We start from the raw sequence: 18986 nt of genomic DNA, 5'->3' as shown, positions 1-18986 counted from the left end.
AAACAAAAACGCCAGCCTGGGGCTGGCGCTGTTTATCCGGGTTGTGGTTATTTCAATATCAACTTAGCCAAACTATCCCGCTCTGTATCGGTGCGGGATTTTAGCTCGTTCGACCCACGGGTAATGGTTGCAATTCCCACTCCGAGCATCTGGCTGACCTGACGCTGAGACATTTCACCTTTGAGCAGCTCACACAGAATATTGACCCGCGCGACCAAGGACTCACGTTCATCCGGGGTCATTAACATCGTCAGCAGCATTGCATGCTGATCGTTATCAGCGGCCTCTTTCACCACTGACATTAATTGTGACCAGTCGTCGTACTCAGGTTGTTGTGACATGATTGTACTCGTTGAGTGATACATGAACTCTATTGTAGTGAACACTCAAACGGAATCAATATTTTGTCGCGATCTCCTGTGAATTGAGAAAGGCGCCATCAACCCCTTTCAGGTCGCGGTAATAAGTTTCAAACATCAGAATGTTTTGCACATAGCCGCGCGTCTCACGAAACGGGATTGCTTCGATAAAGGCGAACGCATCCAGTTTACCACCACTCTCTTCCCGCCAACGGTCGACCCGATGCGGACCGGCATTATAAGCCGCAAAAGCGAAAATACGGTTATTATCGTACCTCTCCAGCAACCCGTTAAGATAGTGGCTGCCTATCTCGATGTTTTTACCGACCTCAAACAGATCGTCTGCACCGTTATAGCTAATCTGATACTTTTTCGCGGTGTAACTGGCCGTCGCCGGCATAATTTGCATGATACCGCGCGCGCCCACTGGCGAGCGTGCTTCCGAGTCCATTGCACTCTCCTGACGAGCCAGAGACATCAGCATTATCGGGTCCAGGCCGTGCTTATCGGCATAGAAATCAAACCACCATTGATGCGCCAACGGAAAACGCAGTTGCATATTATCCCACATCCGCGCCGATATCGACGCCGTCACCGTCAGATGATGCCAGTGCTGGCTGGCAGCATAGGCAGCCAGCATCTCTTTTTGCGGCTGCTTGACCCTGCTCAGTAGCCAGTACCACTCACTTTTCGCAGCCGCAATTTTATCCCGTTCAATCAATTCCTGAATTCGCACCAGACTGGTGTGATAAGGCTTAACCTGTGCCGTATCCAGCTCAACGGTCGAGATCGGATATTTGATCGACTGTTGCAGCGCTTTTGCCGCCGCCACACTGTAGAAGTTACGCTGACCTAAAATAGCACGCAGCCGCTGGTTGCCCTGCTCCTGCTTACCGAGCGCGATTTCACTGCGCCCCAGCCAGTACTGCCAGCGGGTCGCTTGCTGTTCATCCTCCGGGAACTGCTTTATCCAATCTTCGACGCCTTGCCAGTCGAGATGAACCAGTGCCAGGCGGATACGCGCTTCAATCAGATCGCTGTTGTGGCTGCCGACAATCATGTTGTCGCGCCACTGCCGTAAATCCGTCGGTTTGACATCCATCATACGCCGCGCAATATACTGACCAACCCGCGTGATTTGTTGTGCAGACCAGTTTTGTGCCTTGGCAACCGGTGCCAGCAGCGGTTGCGCTTTCAGCTCATCAATCCGGGCCAGTTTCTCCAACGCCAACACCGCCTGACGCTGCGCCAGCTCACCACTGCTGTACTGACGGGCAAAGCTCTCTACGGTGTCCGGCTTATCAAACAGCGCCAGCATCGCCTGGGCGCTTTGCTGAGCATTCTTGCCCTTGACTTTCTTAGCCAGATAACGCAACAAGGAACGGTTACGACCTTCAAATGCCAGCACCATGCGCTGCAGGATAAGGTCATCACTCAGACCGCCCTGTTTATCCCAGCTGTCAAACAGAGGATCGCAGGCATCAGATACACTGGCTCCGCTCAGCCACAGTGATTCGGCCCCGCGGTAAGCTTCATCACGCTTACCTGTTTGCAACTTCGCGTTGTAATAGTGACAACGATAAGTCTCACCGTTGGGTTCATTGGGAGAAAACTGCAGCAGCGCCCCCCATTTCTTATCGCGCGCCAATGCGCTGATATAGGGTGCACTAATGCGGGCGGAGAACGGAAACTCCTGATGGGAATCGATAAAAGCACGTACCGCAATCGGCGGCTTGCTGCCCATATCAATCAGAAAACTACGGTAATCAAGATAAGGCGTCAACGGATAATCAGCCAGCTTAGAACGCACTTGCTTAAACGCGTCCACGTTACCGTCATCCAGCCACTGCTGGGCCTGATCATACAGCGCACGCTGCGCGTCTGTTTCTGCCGAGCTTGAGAACGCTGCGCCGCTCATCAATGTGCTGCATACCAGCACTGATGACACAAGACGAGGCGGCCGAGAAAAACACCAAAGCGTCATGGCTCTTATTCCTTTAAAAAACGAGTCATTTCTATATGAACATTACGCTGATCGTAACGCTGATTGTAAAGGTGCGAGATGTAAAGTTGATGTAAATAATACGACAGCGCCAGTTCAGCGAGTCAAAGTGTGTGGCAGGTTACGTATCCTTGCCAACCTATTTGGGCGCTTCATCAGTTATCCCTTACATGAACGCATCCGATGACACACCAGGTCATCCGCCACCTCAGCCTGACGATGTGCCACGCAGGCCACAGTCGTGAAAAATCAGCGTTAAAGATCAGGCGCCGCTAGTAACAAACGGCGCTGCTTTAGTATAGAATATTAGCTTTATTGTGTTTGAAAGTTTAGGAATGATCGGCAATGGCTGAATACGTCTATACCATGTCACGGGTGAGCAAAATTGTGCCACCTAAACGTCAAATTCTTAAAGACATCTCGCTGAGCTTCTTTCCGGGAGCCAAGATCGGTGTTTTGGGTCTCAACGGTGCAGGTAAATCGACTCTGCTGCGTATCATGGCGGGCATCGATACTGATATCGATGGTGAAGCACGCCCACAACCAGGTCTGAATGTCGGCTATCTGCCTCAGGAACCGGTGCTGGATGAGTCCAAAACAGTACGTGAAATCGTTGAAGAAGCGGTCTCTGATGTGGCCGGTGCTCTTAAGCGTCTGGATGAGGTGTACGCCGCGTACGCAGAACCGGATGCAGACTTCGATGCGCTGGCGAAAGAACAAGGCGAGCTGGAAGCACTGATTCAGGCGAAAGACGGCCATAATCTGGAAAACGCGCTGGAACGTGCAGCCAACGCACTGCGTCTGCCGGAATGGGATCAGAAAATCGCCCACCTATCGGGTGGTGAGCGCCGCCGTGTGGCGATCTGTCGCCTGCTGCTGGAAAAACCAGACATGCTGCTACTGGACGAGCCGACCAACCACCTGGATGCCGAATCTGTAGCCTGGCTGGAACGTTTCCTGGTGGACTACACAGGCACTGTGGTCGCGATTACCCACGACCGTTACTTCCTGGACAACGCGGCTGGCTGGATTCTGGAACTGGACCGTGGTGAAGGTATTCCATGGCAGGGTAACTACACCTCATGGCTGGAACAAAAAGACGCGCGTCTGCAACAAGAAGCATCGCAGGAAAAAGCTCGTCAGAAGACGATTGAGAAAGAACTGGAATGGGTTCGTCAGAATCCAAAAGGCCGTCAGGCGAAATCGAAAGCTCGTATGGCCCGCTTTGAAGAACTGCAAAGCGGCGATCACCAGAAGCGTAATGAAACGAACGAACTGTTCATTCCGCCAGGTGAGCGTTTAGGCGATAAAGTGATCGAAGTGAAGAATCTGAGCAAATCATTTGATGGCCGCGTGCTGATCGATGACTTGTCATTCAACATGCCAAAAGGCGCGATCGTCGGCATCATCGGTGCCAACGGTGCCGGTAAATCAACCCTGTTCAAGATGCTGAGCGGCACCGAGCAACCTGATTCAGGCAGCATAGAAATGGGTGATACTGTGAAACTGGCTTCTGTGGATCAGTTCCGTGATTCAATGAATGACAACAACACGGTATTCCAGGAGATCTCGGAAGGCGCGGACATCATCAAGATCAATAACTTTGAAATTCCGGCGCGCGCTTACTGCTCACGCTTTAATTTCAAAGGCTCAGATCAACAGAAAGTCATTGGTGAACTGTCTGGTGGTGAACGTAACCGTGTGCACCTGGCCAAACTGCTTAAAGCCGGCGGTAACGTACTGCTGCTCGATGAACCGACCAACGACCTGGACGTAGAAACCCTGCGTGCCCTGGAAGAAGCACTGCTCGAGTTTCCTGGCTGTGCCATGGTTATCTCGCACGACCGCTGGTTCCTCGACCGTATTGCGACCCATATCATCGACTACCGTGATGAAGGTCAGGTGAACTACTACGAAGGTAACTACAGCGAATACATGGATTGGCTGAAGAAAACCCTCGGTCCGGAAGCGGCAGAACCGCACCGTATCAAGTACAAACGTATCACCAAGTAATCTGCTGTCAGATTTCACGCCAAAGGCCGCTTTATGCGGCCTTTTTTATTATATTGCGCACGGTTAAACTCGTGTTGAGCACGGTTAAACAGTGGAGAGTGCCACTCTTTGCTATGCTTGAAGAGCTCAGTTCAAAAGGAAAACGACCATGATAGAACGCCGCCACTTCAGCCGTATCATTTACCAGGCTCCCGCGACCATTATTCAGGGAGATTATCAGCTTGCCACCTGCATCCAGGACCTGTCTCTGCATGGACTTTTATTGTGGGCGGTTGATGAGCCGGATATTGATCCTTCACGTCTGGTTGACGTCTCTTTTATGTTACCGGACAGTGATATCAACATCACCCTGAGTGCCCAATTAGTCAGCCAGGATGAGCGTATCCTGCGTCTGACCATCGATCACATCGATATCGAGAGTATCAGCCACTTAAAACGCCTGGTCGAACTCAATGTCGGCAACGACACTCTGCTGCACCGCGAGATGGAATACCTGGCTGATCTTGGTGATTGCGCCGCCGACTAGTCCGCTTCGCTGTTCGTGGTTTGCGCACGACCTGGTAAGGCCGAAAACTGAACATCGCTGCGCTAAACACTTGCCCCTAAACGGGATAAAAAAAACGCTGCCGAAGCAGCGCTAATTACCGGGGGAGAGTTAGCCTCGATGAATCGAGTCATTTGCTTGTTTTAATAAATTCTGGCTCTCCAGCATAAATTGCTGGGAGTAGTCGCCAAACCATTGGCTGACTTTGTCAAAATGGGTGATGAAGCCCTGCTTGTCACGGTCAGTAATCAGTTTGACCGCTTCACCAAAGTTACAGTAGAAGTCCTCGATCATGCTGATGTTCTCTTCCGATGACAAAATAATATCGCCGTACAGATTAGGATCCTGACCAAATAAACGCCCCACCATCGCCAGTTCAAGGCGATAAATCGGTGAACTGAGCTGCAACAGCTGCGCCAGGTTAGGATTCACTTTCGACAAATGCAGGCCGTAAGCGAACGAGGTAAAGTGGCGCAGCGCCTGAATCAAGGTCATCCCATGATCATGCTCAGCGGCATCAATCTGACACAAACTCGCGCCCCAGATGGAGAACTGTTTGAGCAGCCATTGGTAATGCTCTTCGCCGCGACCATCACAGTACACAATCACCTGCTTAGCGAGGCTAGGCACATCCGGGCCGAACATCGGGTGCAGACCCACCACTGGCCCCTGGTGCGCCGCAAGCATGGCTTTGAGCGGTTTGCTCTTGACCGAGGTCAGGTCACACAAAATACAGTCGGCTGGCAGAGTGTTCAGTTTTTCTATCACGCCCAGCGTGAGGTGAATCGGAACTGTAACCACCACCATGCCGGCATCACTGAGCATTTCATCGGCACGCTCCCAGTCTTTACTGCCCAGTATTTTGACCGGGTAGCCCGACAGTTTGAACATCCGCGCAAACAAGCCGCCAAGCTGACCATGACCACCGATGATCACCACAGAGCGCAGTTCCGGATTCAGACACTTAAAGCCGGAATCCTTTTCACTGGCGTAGGACTCACGCATGGTACGACGCAGAATATCTTCGATGAGTTGCGGTGGTACCCCTTTACGCTCCGCTTCTTCACGACGGGACGCGAGCATCGCGGCCTCGCGGTCCGGAGCATAAATCGGTAAGCCATGCTGACTTTTTACTTCACCAACTTTCTCGACCAATGCCAGACGACGAGCCAGCAGTTCCACCATCTGCTTGTCAACGGCATCAATCTGATCACGCAATTCATTTAATTCTACGGCCATGAATAATCCTTTAATTAACCTTTAAGGCGATCTTGCAAAAACGGAATCAGCTCCTGATGAGCGTGGCGTAATAATGCCTCAGTTGTATCCCAATTAATACAGGCATCCGTGATGGAAACGCCGTAAGCCATCTTATCGAAAGGCAGGTCTGAAGATTGGTTGCCTTCGTTGATATGGCTCTCAATCATCAGACCGATAATAGAGCGGTTGCCTTCACGGATCTGGTGAATCACATCTTCTGCCACCAGAGGCTGACGACGGTAATCTTTGCGTGAGTTCGCGTGGCTGCAATCCACCATCAGCGCCGCATCCAGGCCGACTTTAGCCAGATCTTCTTCACACTCCGCGACAGAAACTGAATCGTAGTTGGTCTGCTTACCGCCACGCAGAATAACGTGACCGTTGCTGTTACCTTGCGTGGTCAGCAATGCAACCTGTCCGTCACGGCTGATCCCCATAAAGCGGTGGCTGGAAGACGCGGCCTGCATCGCATTGATCGCCGTCGACAGGCTGCCGTCAGTACCGTTTTTAAAACCGATCGGCATCGACAGGCCACTGGCCATTTCACGGTGCGTTTGTGATTCAGTGGTCCGCGCGCCAATCGCAGCCCAGCTGAAGGTGTCAGCCAGGTATTGCGGACTGATCGGATCCAAGGCTTCAGTTGCGAGCGGGATTTCCATCTCGGCCAGATCCACCAGCAACTGGCGACCGACATGCAGACCGTGCTCAATATCAAAGGTACCGTCCAGGTGCGGGTCGTTAATCAGACCTTTCCAGCCCACAGTGGTACGCGGCTTTTCGAAGTAGACGCGCATCACAATGTAGAGTTGATCTTTAAGCTCTTCCGATAACGCTTTAAGACGCTTGGCGTACTCTTTCGCCGCTGCAATATCGTGGATAGAACACGGGCCGCACACCACCAGCAGACGATGATCGCGCTTGTGGATGATGTCGGCGATTTCCTGACGCGACTGGCGAATAAAACGACGGGCATTGTCACTCAAAGGCAGCTTGTCTTTCAGTGCATCTGGAGTAATCAGTATCTGTTCATCAACAATGTTGATATCGCTTAATTCACTTTTTTTCATCGCGTCACCTGTAATCTTTTATTTACACACTTTGATAATAAGGGTGTTCAAGTTGTATAAAACACAAATTAACAGGGTTTAAAAACAATGCAAGTGTAAATTTTAAAAAACATTTGCTGTAAATTTATATTTACAATTAGCAGTTATGCTATTTTCACCACAAAGTGCCGCCTGAGGCGTGTTTTCTTGCCTTACTCTCCCCTAAAATAGCCCCTTTCCACCCGCGATGAAACAGGTTTATGGATTTAATTCTCTCGTTACTGCAGCAGATGTGTGTCTACCTTGTGCTGGCCTACATGCTGAGTAAAACCCCCATTTTTTTGCCATTACTGAACATTTCACGCCGCTTCAATCACCGACTCAGTGTGTATGTGCTGTTCTCGCTGTTCTGTATTATGGGCACCTATTTTGGTCTGCAGATTAATGATGCCATCGCCAATACCCGAGCGATCGGCGCGGTGATGGGGGGCCTGTTTGGCGGTCCGGTGGTTGGCTTTGCGGTTGGGCTGACCGGCGGTATCCACCGCTATTCCCTCGGTGGCTTTACCGACCTGGCTTGTGCGGTCTCGACCACAGCAGAAGGGATTATCGGCGGTTTGCTGCACACTTATCTGATGCGCAGAAGCAAAGGCCGGTTGCTATTTAGTCCGAGCGTGGTGTTCGCCGTCACCCTGTTTGCCGAAATTGTCCAGATGCTGCTGATCCTGCTGATTGCCGATCCCTATGAAGAGGCCTATGCCCTGGTCTCGACCATTGCGGCACCGATGATCATTGCCAACTCGGTCGGTGCGGCGCTGTTTATGAGTATCCTGCAGGATCGCAAAACTATTTTCGAAGAGTATTCCGCGACGTTTTCACGCCGCGCGCTGAATATCGCCGAGCGCTCAGTGGGCATCCTCGCCAACGGTTTTAACCCACAAAACGCAGAAAAAATTGCTCGCATCGTCTATGAACAGACCAATGTCGGCGCAGTCTCCATCACCGACCGGGATAAAATTCTCGCCTTTGTCGGCATTGGTGACGACCACCACAAGCCCAACACACCGATTTCCTCACCAAGTACCCTGGATGCGATTGCCCGCAACGCCATCATCTATCTCGACGGCAAGGAGCGGCCTTATCAGTGTTCGATCTCGCCCAGTTGCCGTCTCGGATCGGCGCTGATTATCCCGCTGCGTGCAGGAGATCGGGTCATTGGAACCATAAAACTGTACGAGCCGAAGCGTAAGCTGTTTTCGACCATCAATATGTCGATGGCGGAAGGGATTGCCCAGATGTTGTCGAGTCAGATCCTGTACGGTGAATACCAGCAGAAACAGATTCTGCTGTCGCGGGCAGAAATCAAACTACTGCAGGCCCAGGTCAACCCGCATTTTCTGTTTAACGCCCTCAATACCATTAGCGCGGTGATCCGGCGTGATCCCAATAAAGCCCGTGAACTGATCCAGCATTTATCGCAGTTCTTCCGTAGTAATCTGAAGCAGAATATCGGCGTAGTGACTCTGAAAGAGGAGCTGGCGCACGTCAACGCGTATCTGACTATCGAGAAGGCACGCTTTAGTGACCGGCTGGATGTGGACATTGCGATTGATGAATCTTTGCTGGAGCGCAACGTGCCAAGCTTCACCCTGCAACCTCTGGTGGAAAACGCCATCAAGCATGGGACTTCCAACCTGCTGGAAGGCGGTAAGGTACGCATCTACAGTATTAAAGAAATGCACGGCTATCGTATCGTAGTCGAAGACAATGCCGGCAGTTATCAGGCTCCGAGTGAGGATCACGATGGTCTGGGGATGCAGATCGTCGCTAAACGCCTGAGTTATAAGTTCGGTGCCGATTGCGGCCTCAATATCGAGGTCGAACATAACCAATATACCCGAATGAGCTTTCTCATCCCCGACAAAGGAACCTATTGAGGAATCAGAATGTTATCTGCACTGGTAATAGACGACGAGCATTTCGCCCGTGAAGAGCTGATGGATTTACTGGCGGAAAGCGGCCAGATTGATGTGATTGGCGAGGCCAACAATGCCATCGAAGGGCTGAAAAAAATCAACCAGCTACGGCCTGACGTCGTGTTTCTCGACATACAGATGCCACAAATTACCGGCATTGAACTGCTCGGCATGCTCGATCCGGAAACCATGCCCAAGGTGGTCTTTGTCACCGCCTATGACCAATACGCTCTGCAGGCCTTTGAAGATAATGCCTTTGACTATCTGCTTAAGCCGATTGACCCGGCACGGCTGGAAAAAACCATCGCCCGCCTGGTACGCAGTATCAGCAAACCACAGGATTATTCCATCCTGGCACCGCACAATCTGGACCAGGTGCCGTGCATCGGTTTAAACCGTATCGTGATTGTTCCGACTACCGAGGTCGAATTTGCCTTCAGCGATATCAGCGGCGTGCATGTCCAGACGTCACACCAGCGCGCCACCAGCCAGCTGACCCTGAAAATTCTGGAAGAAAAAACCCCGCTGGTACGCTGTCATCGCCAGTATCTGGTCAATACCAAAGCAATCAAAGAGATTAAGTTACTGGAGAATGGTCTGGCGGAAATCATTACCCGCTCAGACCATCAGGTTCCGGTCAGCCGCCGCTATCTTAAAGAACTGAAAGAGAAACTCGGTTTCCATTAATTGTCTACCCATCAGATAGACAAAAGGCTCCCTCGGGAGCCTTTTGCGTTATCCAAACTGTTCGACCAGACGCTGCATCGCCAGACTGGCTTGTTTCCACTGTACTGAGCTCTGTAACTCGCGGTAACTGAAGTTACGCTGTTTAAGCAGTTGCAGCGCTTGCGGCACTTCGCTGATGGGCAAGTCATCCAGCACCGCGACGGCCGACTCACGCTTATTGCACATCAGCACCATATCACAGCCTGCCTGCAATGACTGCTTGGCGCGCTGCGCCGGACCGCCCATCACGGCAGCGCCTTCCATACTGAGATCGTCAGAAAACACGATGCCGGCAAAGCCGAGCTGCTCGCGCAGAACACGCTTGAGCCAGTAAGGTGAGCCACTGGCAGGCTGATCATCATAATGGGGGTAAACCACGTGCGCCGGCATCATGGCATCGAGCAGACCCGCCTTAATTTGTGTCTCAAAAATCTGCATATCTGCGGCAATACTGTCGCGCTCATCAAACGGCGTCTCAAGATGTGAATCGGCAATCACAGCGCCATGACCGGGAAAATGTTTGCCCGTCGTCGCCATGCCGACCGATTTCATCCCGCGCAGGTAAGCGCTGCTGTGGGTCAGTACCGTCGCCACATCGTCACCAAACGCGCGGCTGCCAATGGCCCGGCATTCAAACCCTTTATCCAGTACCGGAGCAAAACTGAGATCGATATCATGCGCAACCAGCTCCGCTGCCATCAACCACCCCCCCTGCTCGGCCAGTTGCTCACCCAGTGCGGAGCGGGCATAACTTTGCGCGGCCGGAATACGGCTGAAACCGTCACGAAAACGCTGGACCCGCCCGCCCTCCTGATCGACCCCAATCAGAATCGGACGCTTGGCTGCCTGACGGATGGCCTGGTTGAGCGCCAGCAGTTGCTGGTTATCGTGGTAATTACGTGCAAAAAGAATCACACCACCGACCGTCGGATGCGCCAATATTTCGCGATCTTCTGCTGTCAGTTCACAGCCTTCCACATCAAGCCACAACGGACCCATTATTGCCTCTCATTCACCCTGTGGGATGATAAAAATTTGTCATTGCAAAGGAGGTTATTCAGTTTGTTTTTCAATTACAATGGCTTTTAGCGAGTTACTCTCTCCGAAGCGAATAATCTGACAAGCGGATAACATAATGGATCAACGTGAGCTGTACATCGGCATTATGTCCGGCACCAGCCTGGACGGCGTCGATACTGCGCTGGTTGCCCTGAGTGGCGATCATATTGAATTAATGGCGCATGGCTTTCTGCCCATGCCTGAACAACTCAAACAGCGCTTGCTGGCCGTCTGCCTTGGTCAGCCAACCAACCTGGCTGAAATCGGCACACTGGATCATCTGCTTGGCCACCTGTATGCCGATGCCGTCGAACAATTGCTGACCACCAGCGGCACCAAACCAGAGCAGATCCGCGCGATCGGTAATCACGGCCAGACCGTGTTTCACCAGCCCACCGGAGCGACACCGTTTACCATCCAGCTCGGCGATGCCAACGTCATTGCCGCGCGCACCGGCATCACTACCGTGGCCGACTTTCGCCGTAAAGACATGGCACTCGGCGGTCAGGGAGCGCCGTTAGTACCGGCATTCCACCGCACCGTATTTGCCGTCACCGACTCCAGTGTTGTGGTGCTGAATATCGGCGGGATCGCCAATATTTCAGTGCTCAGTCCGGACGCCAGCGTGATTGGTTATGATTCGGGACCGGGTAATGTACTGATGGATGGCTGGTGTCAGCGCCACACAGGCCAGAGCTACGACATGAATGGAGACTGGGCGCGCCGGGGCAAAGTGATCACCTCTCTGCTGCTGCAGCTTAAGCAAGCGAGCTATTTCAGCCAACCGGCGCCGAAAAGCACCGGCCGCGAGCTGTTCAATCTCGACTGGCTCGATCAGCAACTGGCCGGGCATCATCCTGCGCCTGCCGACGTGCAGCGCACTTTATGCGAACTGAGTGCTGAAACTATCGCAGACCAGGTACGCCAGTATGCACAAGGTCCGGCCCCCGAATTACTGGTATGCGGCGGCGGCGCGCAGAATGGCCTGCTGATGGAACGGTTACAGACTCTGCTGCCCGGCTGGCAGGTTGCCCCGACCACCCGCAAAGGGGTCAATGGCGATTACATGGAAGCGATGGCGTTTGCCTGGCTGGCGCAGCGACGCATACACGGTTTGGCGAGTAATCTGCCCAGCGTCACCGGTGCGCGCCAACTGGCGTCACTCGGAGTGATTTATCCGCCTAATTAGTCGCGAAAACGTTAGTCGCGAAAACGCCCCGCTGGTTTAATAGAACACAAGGCGCAAACCAACCCGATCTTAATTAACTGACAACGTGGACCATAACAATGACAAATGATGCTCTGCTGGCTGCCCTTTCCCACCTGGTTTCTGAAGGGCGCAACCCGGATACCATGGATATTGACTTGCTCTCTTCACTGGAAATCGTCGAGCGCATCAACCAGCAGGACAAACTGGTCCCGCTGGCGGTCGAAAAAGAGCTGCCCAATATTGCCGCCGCCGTGGATAAAATCACCGCCGCATTCAAGCAAGGTGGTCGCCTGATTTATCTGGGCGCTGGCACCAGTGGCCGGCTTGGTGTTCTCGATGCCTCGGAATGCCCACCAACGTTTGGGGTCTCTGACCAGATGGTGATCGGCCTGATCGCCGGGGGCCGGGATGCGATGTTTACAGCGCGTGAGGGCGCGGAAGACTCAGCGACGCTTGGCGTGGATGACCTTAAGGCTATCGGTTTTAACCAACAGGATGTCGTGGTCGGAATCGCCGCCAGCGGCCGCACGCCCTACGTGATTGGTGCGCTGGACTACGCCAATGATCTCGGCGCGGTAACGGTGGCTTTGTCATGCAACCCCGATTCACCGATTGCCGCTCTGGCCCAGATCGCCATCAGCCCGGTCGTCGGTCCGGAAGCCCTGACCGGCTCCACCCGCCTCAAATCAGGGACGGCGCAGAAGCTGGTACTGAATATGCTGACCACCGCCAGCATGATCCGCTTAGGTAAGAGCTATCAGAATCTGATGGTGGATGTCAAAGCCACCAACAAAAAACTGGTGGCCCGTGCAGTACGGATCGTGATGCAGGCCACCGACTGCGAACGCGACGTCGCCGAAGCGCTACTGGCCAAAAGCGACAACAACGCCAAAGTGGCCATTCTGATGCATCTGACCGGCGTGACTGCCGAGCAGGCCCTGGCGCGCTTGTCTGACTCCGATGGTTTCCTGCGCCGGGCAATGGACGACGAAGCCGACGCCCAGAGCCCGAACGCTTAGGCTGTTTTCTTAATCAGCGAGACGACGGTTTCGCCCTCTTTAGCAGTAAAGTTGACCGGGTCTGCACACATCTGTACCCGGCCGCGCTGATCGACCACAAACAGCGGTAGCCAGAAACTGGCTTTATGCTGCTGTTGGTAATCCGCAAAAGTAAAATTCTCGCTCAGTTTGGTGTGTTTGATTTCCCCTCCCTGACTTATCAGGCTGGCGAGTTTTTTATAGCTGACCGTCCCGCCCAAAAACGACAAGCCATGGTACTCCTCCGCAACAGCGTGTTTATCCTGCTGATTGCCATTACCGTTATCGTGCAGGCAGAACACCCGTTTCTCACCAAAGTATGATAAAAACTGCATACACGCCATGATATTAAAATGCTTATCCGAACTGAGCGCCAGCATGTGCCCGACCCCAATCAGGTTGAGATACTCATCCGCATGGCTGGAAATCGGATTGCCATAATAGTGCTCCAGCCCTGCCATCCGCGCCTGACGGATATAATCCCAGTTAGAATCGGTGACCACCACGCGACAATCATACTTAGCGATCGCTTTACCGACTTCACGCGCCACTTCATTGGCACCGAGGATCAAAAATCCTTTCGGCGCCGGCTCGGCCACTTTAAGCGCCACCGCCATCGGCCGAGCAGTAACACTCTGCAACACCACGGTGCCGATAATCACCATAAAGGTGAGCGGCACGAGCAGATTGGCTTCGCTCATCCCGAACGAGTCGAGTTTGATAGCAAACAGTGACGAGATAGACGCTGCAACAATCCCGCGCGGCGCAACCCAGGCCAAAAAACCGATTTCACGCCATTTAAGATTACTGCGCAGAGTTGCCAGCACTATCGACACCGGGCGCGACACCAGTTGCATCACCACAAACAGCGCCAGTGAGCTCCAGCCCAGGACAGTAAAGTCACTGATCTCAATCCGCGCCGCCAGCAGGATAAACAAACCGGTGATAAGCAGTATGGTCAGGTGCTCTTTAAAGTGCAGAATATGCTGGATATTGACATCGCGGCTATTGGCGAGCCACATCCCCATCACAGTTACGGTCAGCAGCCCGGATTCCGATTCAATCGCGTTAGAGGCGGCAAACACCCCCAGTACCACGCTTAACACCGCAAATGGCTGCAGGTATTCCGGCAATCCGCCATGACGCAGCACATACGCAACAGCAGCGCCGGACATAACGCCAATCCCGACCCCGACCAGCAGAATCAGGCCAAACACCTGCAAACTGTGCGCTTCACTGCTCGAGACAATAAACTCGTACACCATAACCACAAACAGTGCGCCAAGCGGGTCAATCAGAATCCCTTCCCAGCGCAATATGTTCGACAGGCGGGTGTTGGGGCGTACCGTGCGCAGCAAAGGCACGATCACCGTCGGCCCGGTCACCACGGTCAGGCTGCCGAACAGCAGAGCCAACGGCCAGTCAAAGCCGAGCAGACAGTGGGTGGCGTAAGATGTAATCCCCCAGGAGACCAGCGCTCCCAGCGAGACAATACTCCACACCGTTTTGCTGACGCCGCGGATATCTTTGAAGTTGAGGGTCAAACTGCCTTCGAACAGAATCACCGCCACCGCCAGAGAGATGAGCGGAAACAGTAACTCCCCCAGTAACTGCTGGGGCTGCAGCATACCTGTGATTGGGCCAGCAACAATACCGGCGATTAACAGAAACAGAATGGCAGGCAGGCGCAGTTTCCACGCCAGCCACTGACACGCCAAACCCACGACCCCGATCATGGCTAACGCCAGAGCGATATACTCTTCATGCATGTTGGTAATTGCCTAACCCTGATTATTTGTTGTATTCGTTCCAGCCACGCTGCCATTCCATACGGAATCGTTGCGCCTGCTTGGTACCTTCACACACACCTTCGTAATATTGTCCGTTCACTCCCATTTGATAGGCAAAGTCCGGATTACAATACTCACTCATACCATCCAGATAGCCCTGATGGTAATCGGACTGACTGGCAGAGCCGAGTTCTGCCAGTTTTTTGTATGCACGCTGGGTATGTCCGGCAATACCATCGTTATAACCAATCTGATACCAGTTTCCCTGTGCTGCCAGTTCGCTTTCTGTTGCAGCGCAACCCCAAAGCCCTATTGTCACCAACATTAATAATATTGTTTTCATTTTTTGCCTTTATACCCGGTTAACTGCGAATCGGTTACCTTACCACGGCTGTCAAGCCCCCCTTGGGGCCGCCAACCATCACCTGCACTGCTATTGAAATCGGCACGGCTATGCACAACTGAACTTAGCTTGAAATCTATAGTGCCACCGACCAGACCACACGGCTATTGAATGCGTATCATGGCCGTTAATTCGTGACCGACAGCGCTAATTCGCTGTTTCAGCCTTTGTCTGCCACACCGGCCGTTTACTGTGTGTCGCTGCCGCTGAGCGGCCGTTAAAAACCACTAATACGTGCCAGAAACCACTTAATTCGCCAGACGACCACTGAGCGGTAAACCCGGTGAAGCTCGATTATCGATCATTTAGTATCCATCCTGAGATTAATTCAATAACACCCTACTTCAATCATAAAGGACAATCGCTATGTTGTGGTTTCTAACCTGTGTCGCAGCCCTGATCGGCGGCTACTTCATCTACGGCACATTCGTAGAAAAAGTTTTCGGCATCAACGAAAAGCGCCAGACTCCCGCGCATACTCAAACTGACGGTGTCGACTATGTACCTATGTCCACTCCGAAAGTTTACCTTGTTCAACTGCTGAATATTGCCGGTGTTGGTCCTATCTTTGGTCCAATCATGGGCGCGTTGTATGGTCCTGCCGCCATGCTGTGGATTGTTATCGGCTGTATCTTTGCCGGGGCCACCCACGACTATTTCTCAGGCATGCTGTCAATCCGCAATGGTGGCGCTTCAGTACCGTCACTGTCTGGTCGTTATCTTGGCAATGGCGCCAAACATTTTATGAATATTTTTGCCATTGTGCTGCTGCTGCTGGTCGGAGTGGTCTTCGTTTCGGCCCCCGCCGGTATGATCACTAACCTGATCAACGAGCAAACTGACCTGACCGTCAACATGACCACCATGGTTGTCATCATCTTTGCTTACTACATCGTAGCAACGATTGTGCCGGTCGATAAAATTATCGGCCGTTTCTACCCACTGTTTGGCGCCCTGCTGATCTTCATGTCAGTTGGCCTGATCACAGCCATCGCTTTCTCAAGCGAGCACCAGATTCTGGGCGGTTTTGAAGTCAGCGACATGCTGCACAACATGAACCCGAACGATATGCCACTATGGCCTGCGCTGTTTATCACTATCGCATGTGGTGCTATCTCAGGTTTCCACGCGACTCAGTCCCCACTGATGGCACGCTGTCTGGAAAACGAAAAGAACGGACGCTTTGTGTTCTACGGAGCGATGATCGGTGAAGGCGTGATTGCGCTGATTTGGTGTGCGATTGCCCTGTCATTCTTCGGCTCACTGGATGCACTGTCGGCTGCAATCAAAGACGGTGGTCCGGGTAACGTCGTGTACAGTTCATCATTTGGTCTGCTGGGCGTATTCGGCGGTATCATTGCCTTCCTGGGTGTGGTTATTCTGCCGATCACCTCTGGTGACACCGCATTCCGCTCCAGCCGCCTGATCCTGGCTGAATACTTCAACATGGAACAGAAGACCCTGCGTAACCGCCTGCTGATGGCTATGCCTCTATTCGTGATTGGCGGCATTCTGACTCAGGTTGATTTCGGTATCATCTGGCGTTACTTCGGCTTTGCCAACCAGACAACAGCCGTGATGATGCTGTGGACAGCGTCTGCTTACCTACTACGTCACAATAAACTGCACTGGATCACGACTATCCCTGCCATGTTCATGACTGCGGTATGTATCACCTTCATCCTCAACAACAGCACACTGGGCTTTGGCATGCCAATGCAAATCTCGACCATCATTGGTCTGGTGGCAACCCTGGCTATCACTGTGTACGTGATTAAGATTTCGAAAGGCAAAGGCGAAACTGACCTGGCTGACGAAGCCAAGCCAGCAGCCGGTGCGACCGAGACTGCGTAAAGCAGACGCTCACCGATAATGCTGCAACAACAAAGGGCTCCGCAAGGAGCCCTTTGTTGTTATGCCGCAGCCGGTCTTTGCGACACCTCGTCTGTTAAGGCGAATCTTGCCTGTTAAGCCACCCAACCTCTTAGCGCGATAAACCGATTGCAATCAAAAGCGATGCCAATTCCGATATCAATAGCAGGCGTCAGCGACACAAAGAAAACAGGCTGGCATCTCGCCAGCCTGTCACTTAATCAACCTGTTTAATCTGCAGCTCTTTCGGCACTTCAAAGAACATATTTTCTTCGCGGCCCAGCACTTCTTCCACGGCAGTCGCACCGAGTTCCTGAATCCGATCTAAGATCTGGTTAACCAGCTCTTCCGGTGCAGAAGCCCCTGCGGTGACACCAATCAGGCTTGCCCCCTGTAACCAGGCTGCATCAATATCCTCCGGACAATCAGTCAGATAGCCCGGCGTACCCAGTTTTTCCGCCAGCTCTTTGAGACGGGTTGAGTTGGAGGAATTTTTTGAGCCGACCACAATCATCACATCCACCTGCTCTGCCAGAATTCGTACGGCGTCCTGACGGTTCTGGGTTGCATAACAGATATCGTCTTTACGCGGGCCCTGAATCTGCGGGAACACTTCACGCAGCTTGTCGATCACATCAGCGGTTTCATCGACTGACAATGTAGTCTGGCTGACATAGTGCAGATGAGACGGGTCTTTGACCTTGGCCTGCAGAGCCACCACATCGTCTGGTTTTTCCACCAGATACATGCCTCCGGTCACGCTGGCATACTGCCCCATGGTCCCTTCCACTTCCGGGTGACCGGCATGACCAATCAGTACCACTTCCATATTACGGCGGCTGGCGCGTGCCACTTCCATATGCACTTTAGTCACCAACGGACAGGTCGCGTCAAATACAGTCAGATCACGCTCTTTGGCTTCCAGACGCACCGCCTGCGATACCCCATGAGCAGAGAAAATGACGATATTGTCATCCGGTACTTCACTCAGCTCTTCAACAAAGATGGCACCGCGCTGCTTCAGCCCCTCGACCACAAAACGGTTATGCACCACTTCGTGACGGACATAAATCGGTGGCTGATACATTTCAAGTGCACGCTCAACAATGCTGATGGCACGGTCAACGCCGGCACAAAAGCCGCGCGGGTTCGCTAACAGTATTTTCATGGGATTGCTCATGGTTCTCTTTTAAGCTGGCTATTCTACGTTATTCGACCGACAAAATCTCAACATCAAAAATGACATCCTGGCCCGCGAGCGGGTGGTTAAAATCGACAGTGACCGAATCACCGGCAATGTCGGTAATAATACCCGGAATTTCCATACCATCGGGGCCGCTGAAGGCCATGATAGTGCCAACTTCCACTTCCGCGTCACCGACAAATTTGCTGCGATCCATGTAGTGAATGTTGTCCGGATTAGGGGCGCCGAAAGCATCAGCCGCCGCCAGTTCAATGGACTGGCTATCGCCAGCCTGCAGCCCCAGCAGACACTGTTCAAAGTTATCACTCAGGCTACCGTCACCGATGACCAGTTTGGCCGGTTTGCCAAAATTGTGGGTGCTGTCGGCCACTGAACCGTCTTTAAGTTTGATAGTAAAATGCAGAGTTACTGCCGAGTCTTGGCTAATCGTAGTCACGTTCAGGCTTCCTTAAGTTGGGTTATTGGAGTCATTTGCCGTTACAGAG

Annotated in this window: 16 protein-coding genes; 7 read left to right on the top strand and 9 right to left on the bottom strand. The window is 52.7% G+C overall.

The genetic code is table 11. The annotated features are described in order from the left end of the window. Positions 1-47: 47 nt before the first annotated feature. Positions 48-341, bottom strand: a complete 294-nt coding sequence (gene trpR, locus E6C74_RS14130) for a trp operon repressor (RefSeq protein ID WP_218562744.1) — start codon at positions 339-341, stop codon at positions 48-50. Positions 342-396: 55 nt separating this feature from the next. Continuing rightward, positions 397-2343, bottom strand: coding sequence for a murein transglycosylase (gene sltY / locus E6C74_RS14125; RefSeq protein WP_136486302.1), 1947 nt, complete (start codon positions 2341-2343; stop codon positions 397-399). Between the two features lie 363 nt (positions 2344-2706). Between sltY and ettA the strand changes: the two genes are divergently transcribed. Together ettA and E6C74_RS14115 are read left to right on the top strand one after the other, a co-directional pair. Next, the gene (ettA, locus tag E6C74_RS14120) at positions 2707-4374 is read left to right on the top strand and encodes an energy-dependent translational throttle protein EttA (RefSeq protein ID WP_136486300.1); all 1668 of its coding nucleotides are present in this window, start codon (positions 2707-2709) and stop codon (positions 4372-4374) included. Positions 4375-4522: 148 nt separating this feature from the next. Beyond that, positions 4523-4900 carry a PilZ domain-containing protein gene (locus E6C74_RS14115; RefSeq protein ID WP_136486298.1) on the top strand — a complete coding sequence of 126 codons (378 nt, stop codon included), beginning with the start codon at positions 4523-4525 and terminating at the stop codon, positions 4898-4900. Between the two features lie 129 nt (positions 4901-5029). Here E6C74_RS14115 and tyrA read toward each other — a convergent pair whose 3' ends face one another. Beyond that, on the bottom strand, positions 5030-6157 hold the full coding sequence (gene tyrA, locus E6C74_RS14110; RefSeq protein WP_136486296.1) for a bifunctional chorismate mutase/prephenate dehydrogenase: 1128 nt from the start codon (positions 6155-6157) through the stop codon (positions 5030-5032). Between the two features lie 14 nt (positions 6158-6171). Then, entirely contained in the window at positions 6172-7245 is a 1074-nt protein-coding gene (locus tag E6C74_RS14105) for a 3-deoxy-7-phosphoheptulonate synthase (protein WP_136486294.1), read from the bottom strand. A gap of 239 nt (positions 7246-7484) precedes the next feature. Here E6C74_RS14105 and E6C74_RS14100 point away from each other — a divergent pair, with 239 nt between their 5' ends. Next, positions 7485-9161 carry a sensor histidine kinase gene (locus E6C74_RS14100; protein ID WP_136486292.1) on the top strand — a complete coding sequence of 559 codons (1677 nt, stop codon included), beginning with the start codon at positions 7485-7487 and terminating at the stop codon, positions 9159-9161. A 9-nt stretch (positions 9162-9170) separates the two neighbouring features. After that, positions 9171-9887: a two-component system response regulator BtsR gene (gene btsR, locus E6C74_RS14095; RefSeq protein WP_136486290.1), complete on the top strand. Its 717-nt coding sequence runs from the start codon at positions 9171-9173 to the stop codon at positions 9885-9887. Positions 9888-9935: 48 nt separating this feature from the next. Here btsR and nagZ read toward each other — a convergent pair whose 3' ends face one another. Further along, entirely contained in the window at positions 9936-10925 is a 990-nt protein-coding gene (gene nagZ, locus E6C74_RS14090) for a beta-N-acetylhexosaminidase (protein ID WP_136486288.1), read from the bottom strand. 136 nt (positions 10926-11061) lie between these two features. Here nagZ and E6C74_RS14085 point away from each other — a divergent pair, with 136 nt between their 5' ends. Both E6C74_RS14085 and murQ read left to right on the top strand, forming a co-directional pair. After that, on the top strand, positions 11062-12174 hold the full coding sequence (locus E6C74_RS14085) for an anhydro-N-acetylmuramic acid kinase (protein WP_136486286.1): 1113 nt from the start codon (positions 11062-11064) through the stop codon (positions 12172-12174). A 98-nt stretch (positions 12175-12272) separates the two neighbouring features. Then, complete coding sequence (murQ, locus tag E6C74_RS14080) at positions 12273-13214, top strand: N-acetylmuramic acid 6-phosphate etherase (RefSeq protein ID WP_136486284.1); 942 nt, start codon at positions 12273-12275, stop codon at positions 13212-13214. On the opposite strand, the gene E6C74_RS14075 is transcribed toward murQ, so the two are convergent. Then, positions 13211-15001, bottom strand: a complete 1791-nt coding sequence (locus tag E6C74_RS14075; RefSeq protein ID WP_136486282.1) for a sodium:proton antiporter — start codon at positions 14999-15001, stop codon at positions 13211-13213. The two genes, murQ and E6C74_RS14075, sit on opposite strands and share 4 nt — an antisense overlap. 22 nt (positions 15002-15023) lie before the next feature. Then, a complete protein-coding gene (locus E6C74_RS14070) occupies positions 15024-15365 on the bottom strand; it encodes a DUF2799 domain-containing protein (protein ID WP_136486280.1) in 342 nt (113 codons plus the stop codon). 426 nt (positions 15366-15791) lie between these two features. Between E6C74_RS14070 and E6C74_RS14065 the strand changes: the two genes are divergently transcribed. Beyond that, positions 15792-17279, top strand: a complete 1488-nt coding sequence (locus E6C74_RS14065; protein WP_136486278.1) for a carbon starvation protein A — start codon at positions 15792-15794, stop codon at positions 17277-17279. Between the two features lie 235 nt (positions 17280-17514). Here E6C74_RS14065 and ispH read toward each other — a convergent pair whose 3' ends face one another. Next, entirely contained in the window at positions 17515-18477 is a 963-nt protein-coding gene (gene ispH, locus E6C74_RS14060; RefSeq protein ID WP_168797033.1) for a 4-hydroxy-3-methylbut-2-enyl diphosphate reductase, read from the bottom strand. Between the two features lie 28 nt (positions 18478-18505). Further along, a complete protein-coding gene (fkpB, locus tag E6C74_RS14055) occupies positions 18506-18937 on the bottom strand; it encodes an FKBP-type peptidyl-prolyl cis-trans isomerase (RefSeq protein WP_136486274.1) in 432 nt (143 codons plus the stop codon). Between the last annotated feature and the right edge of the window lie 49 nt (positions 18938-18986).

Source organism: Vibrio sp. H11 (genome assembly GCF_004804295.1).
Classification (GTDB): Bacteria; Pseudomonadota; Gammaproteobacteria; order Enterobacterales; family Vibrionaceae; genus Vibrio; species Vibrio ostreae.
Note: the sequence above shows the minus strand (reverse complement) of the source record. Positions and strands in the feature narration are given on the sequence as shown.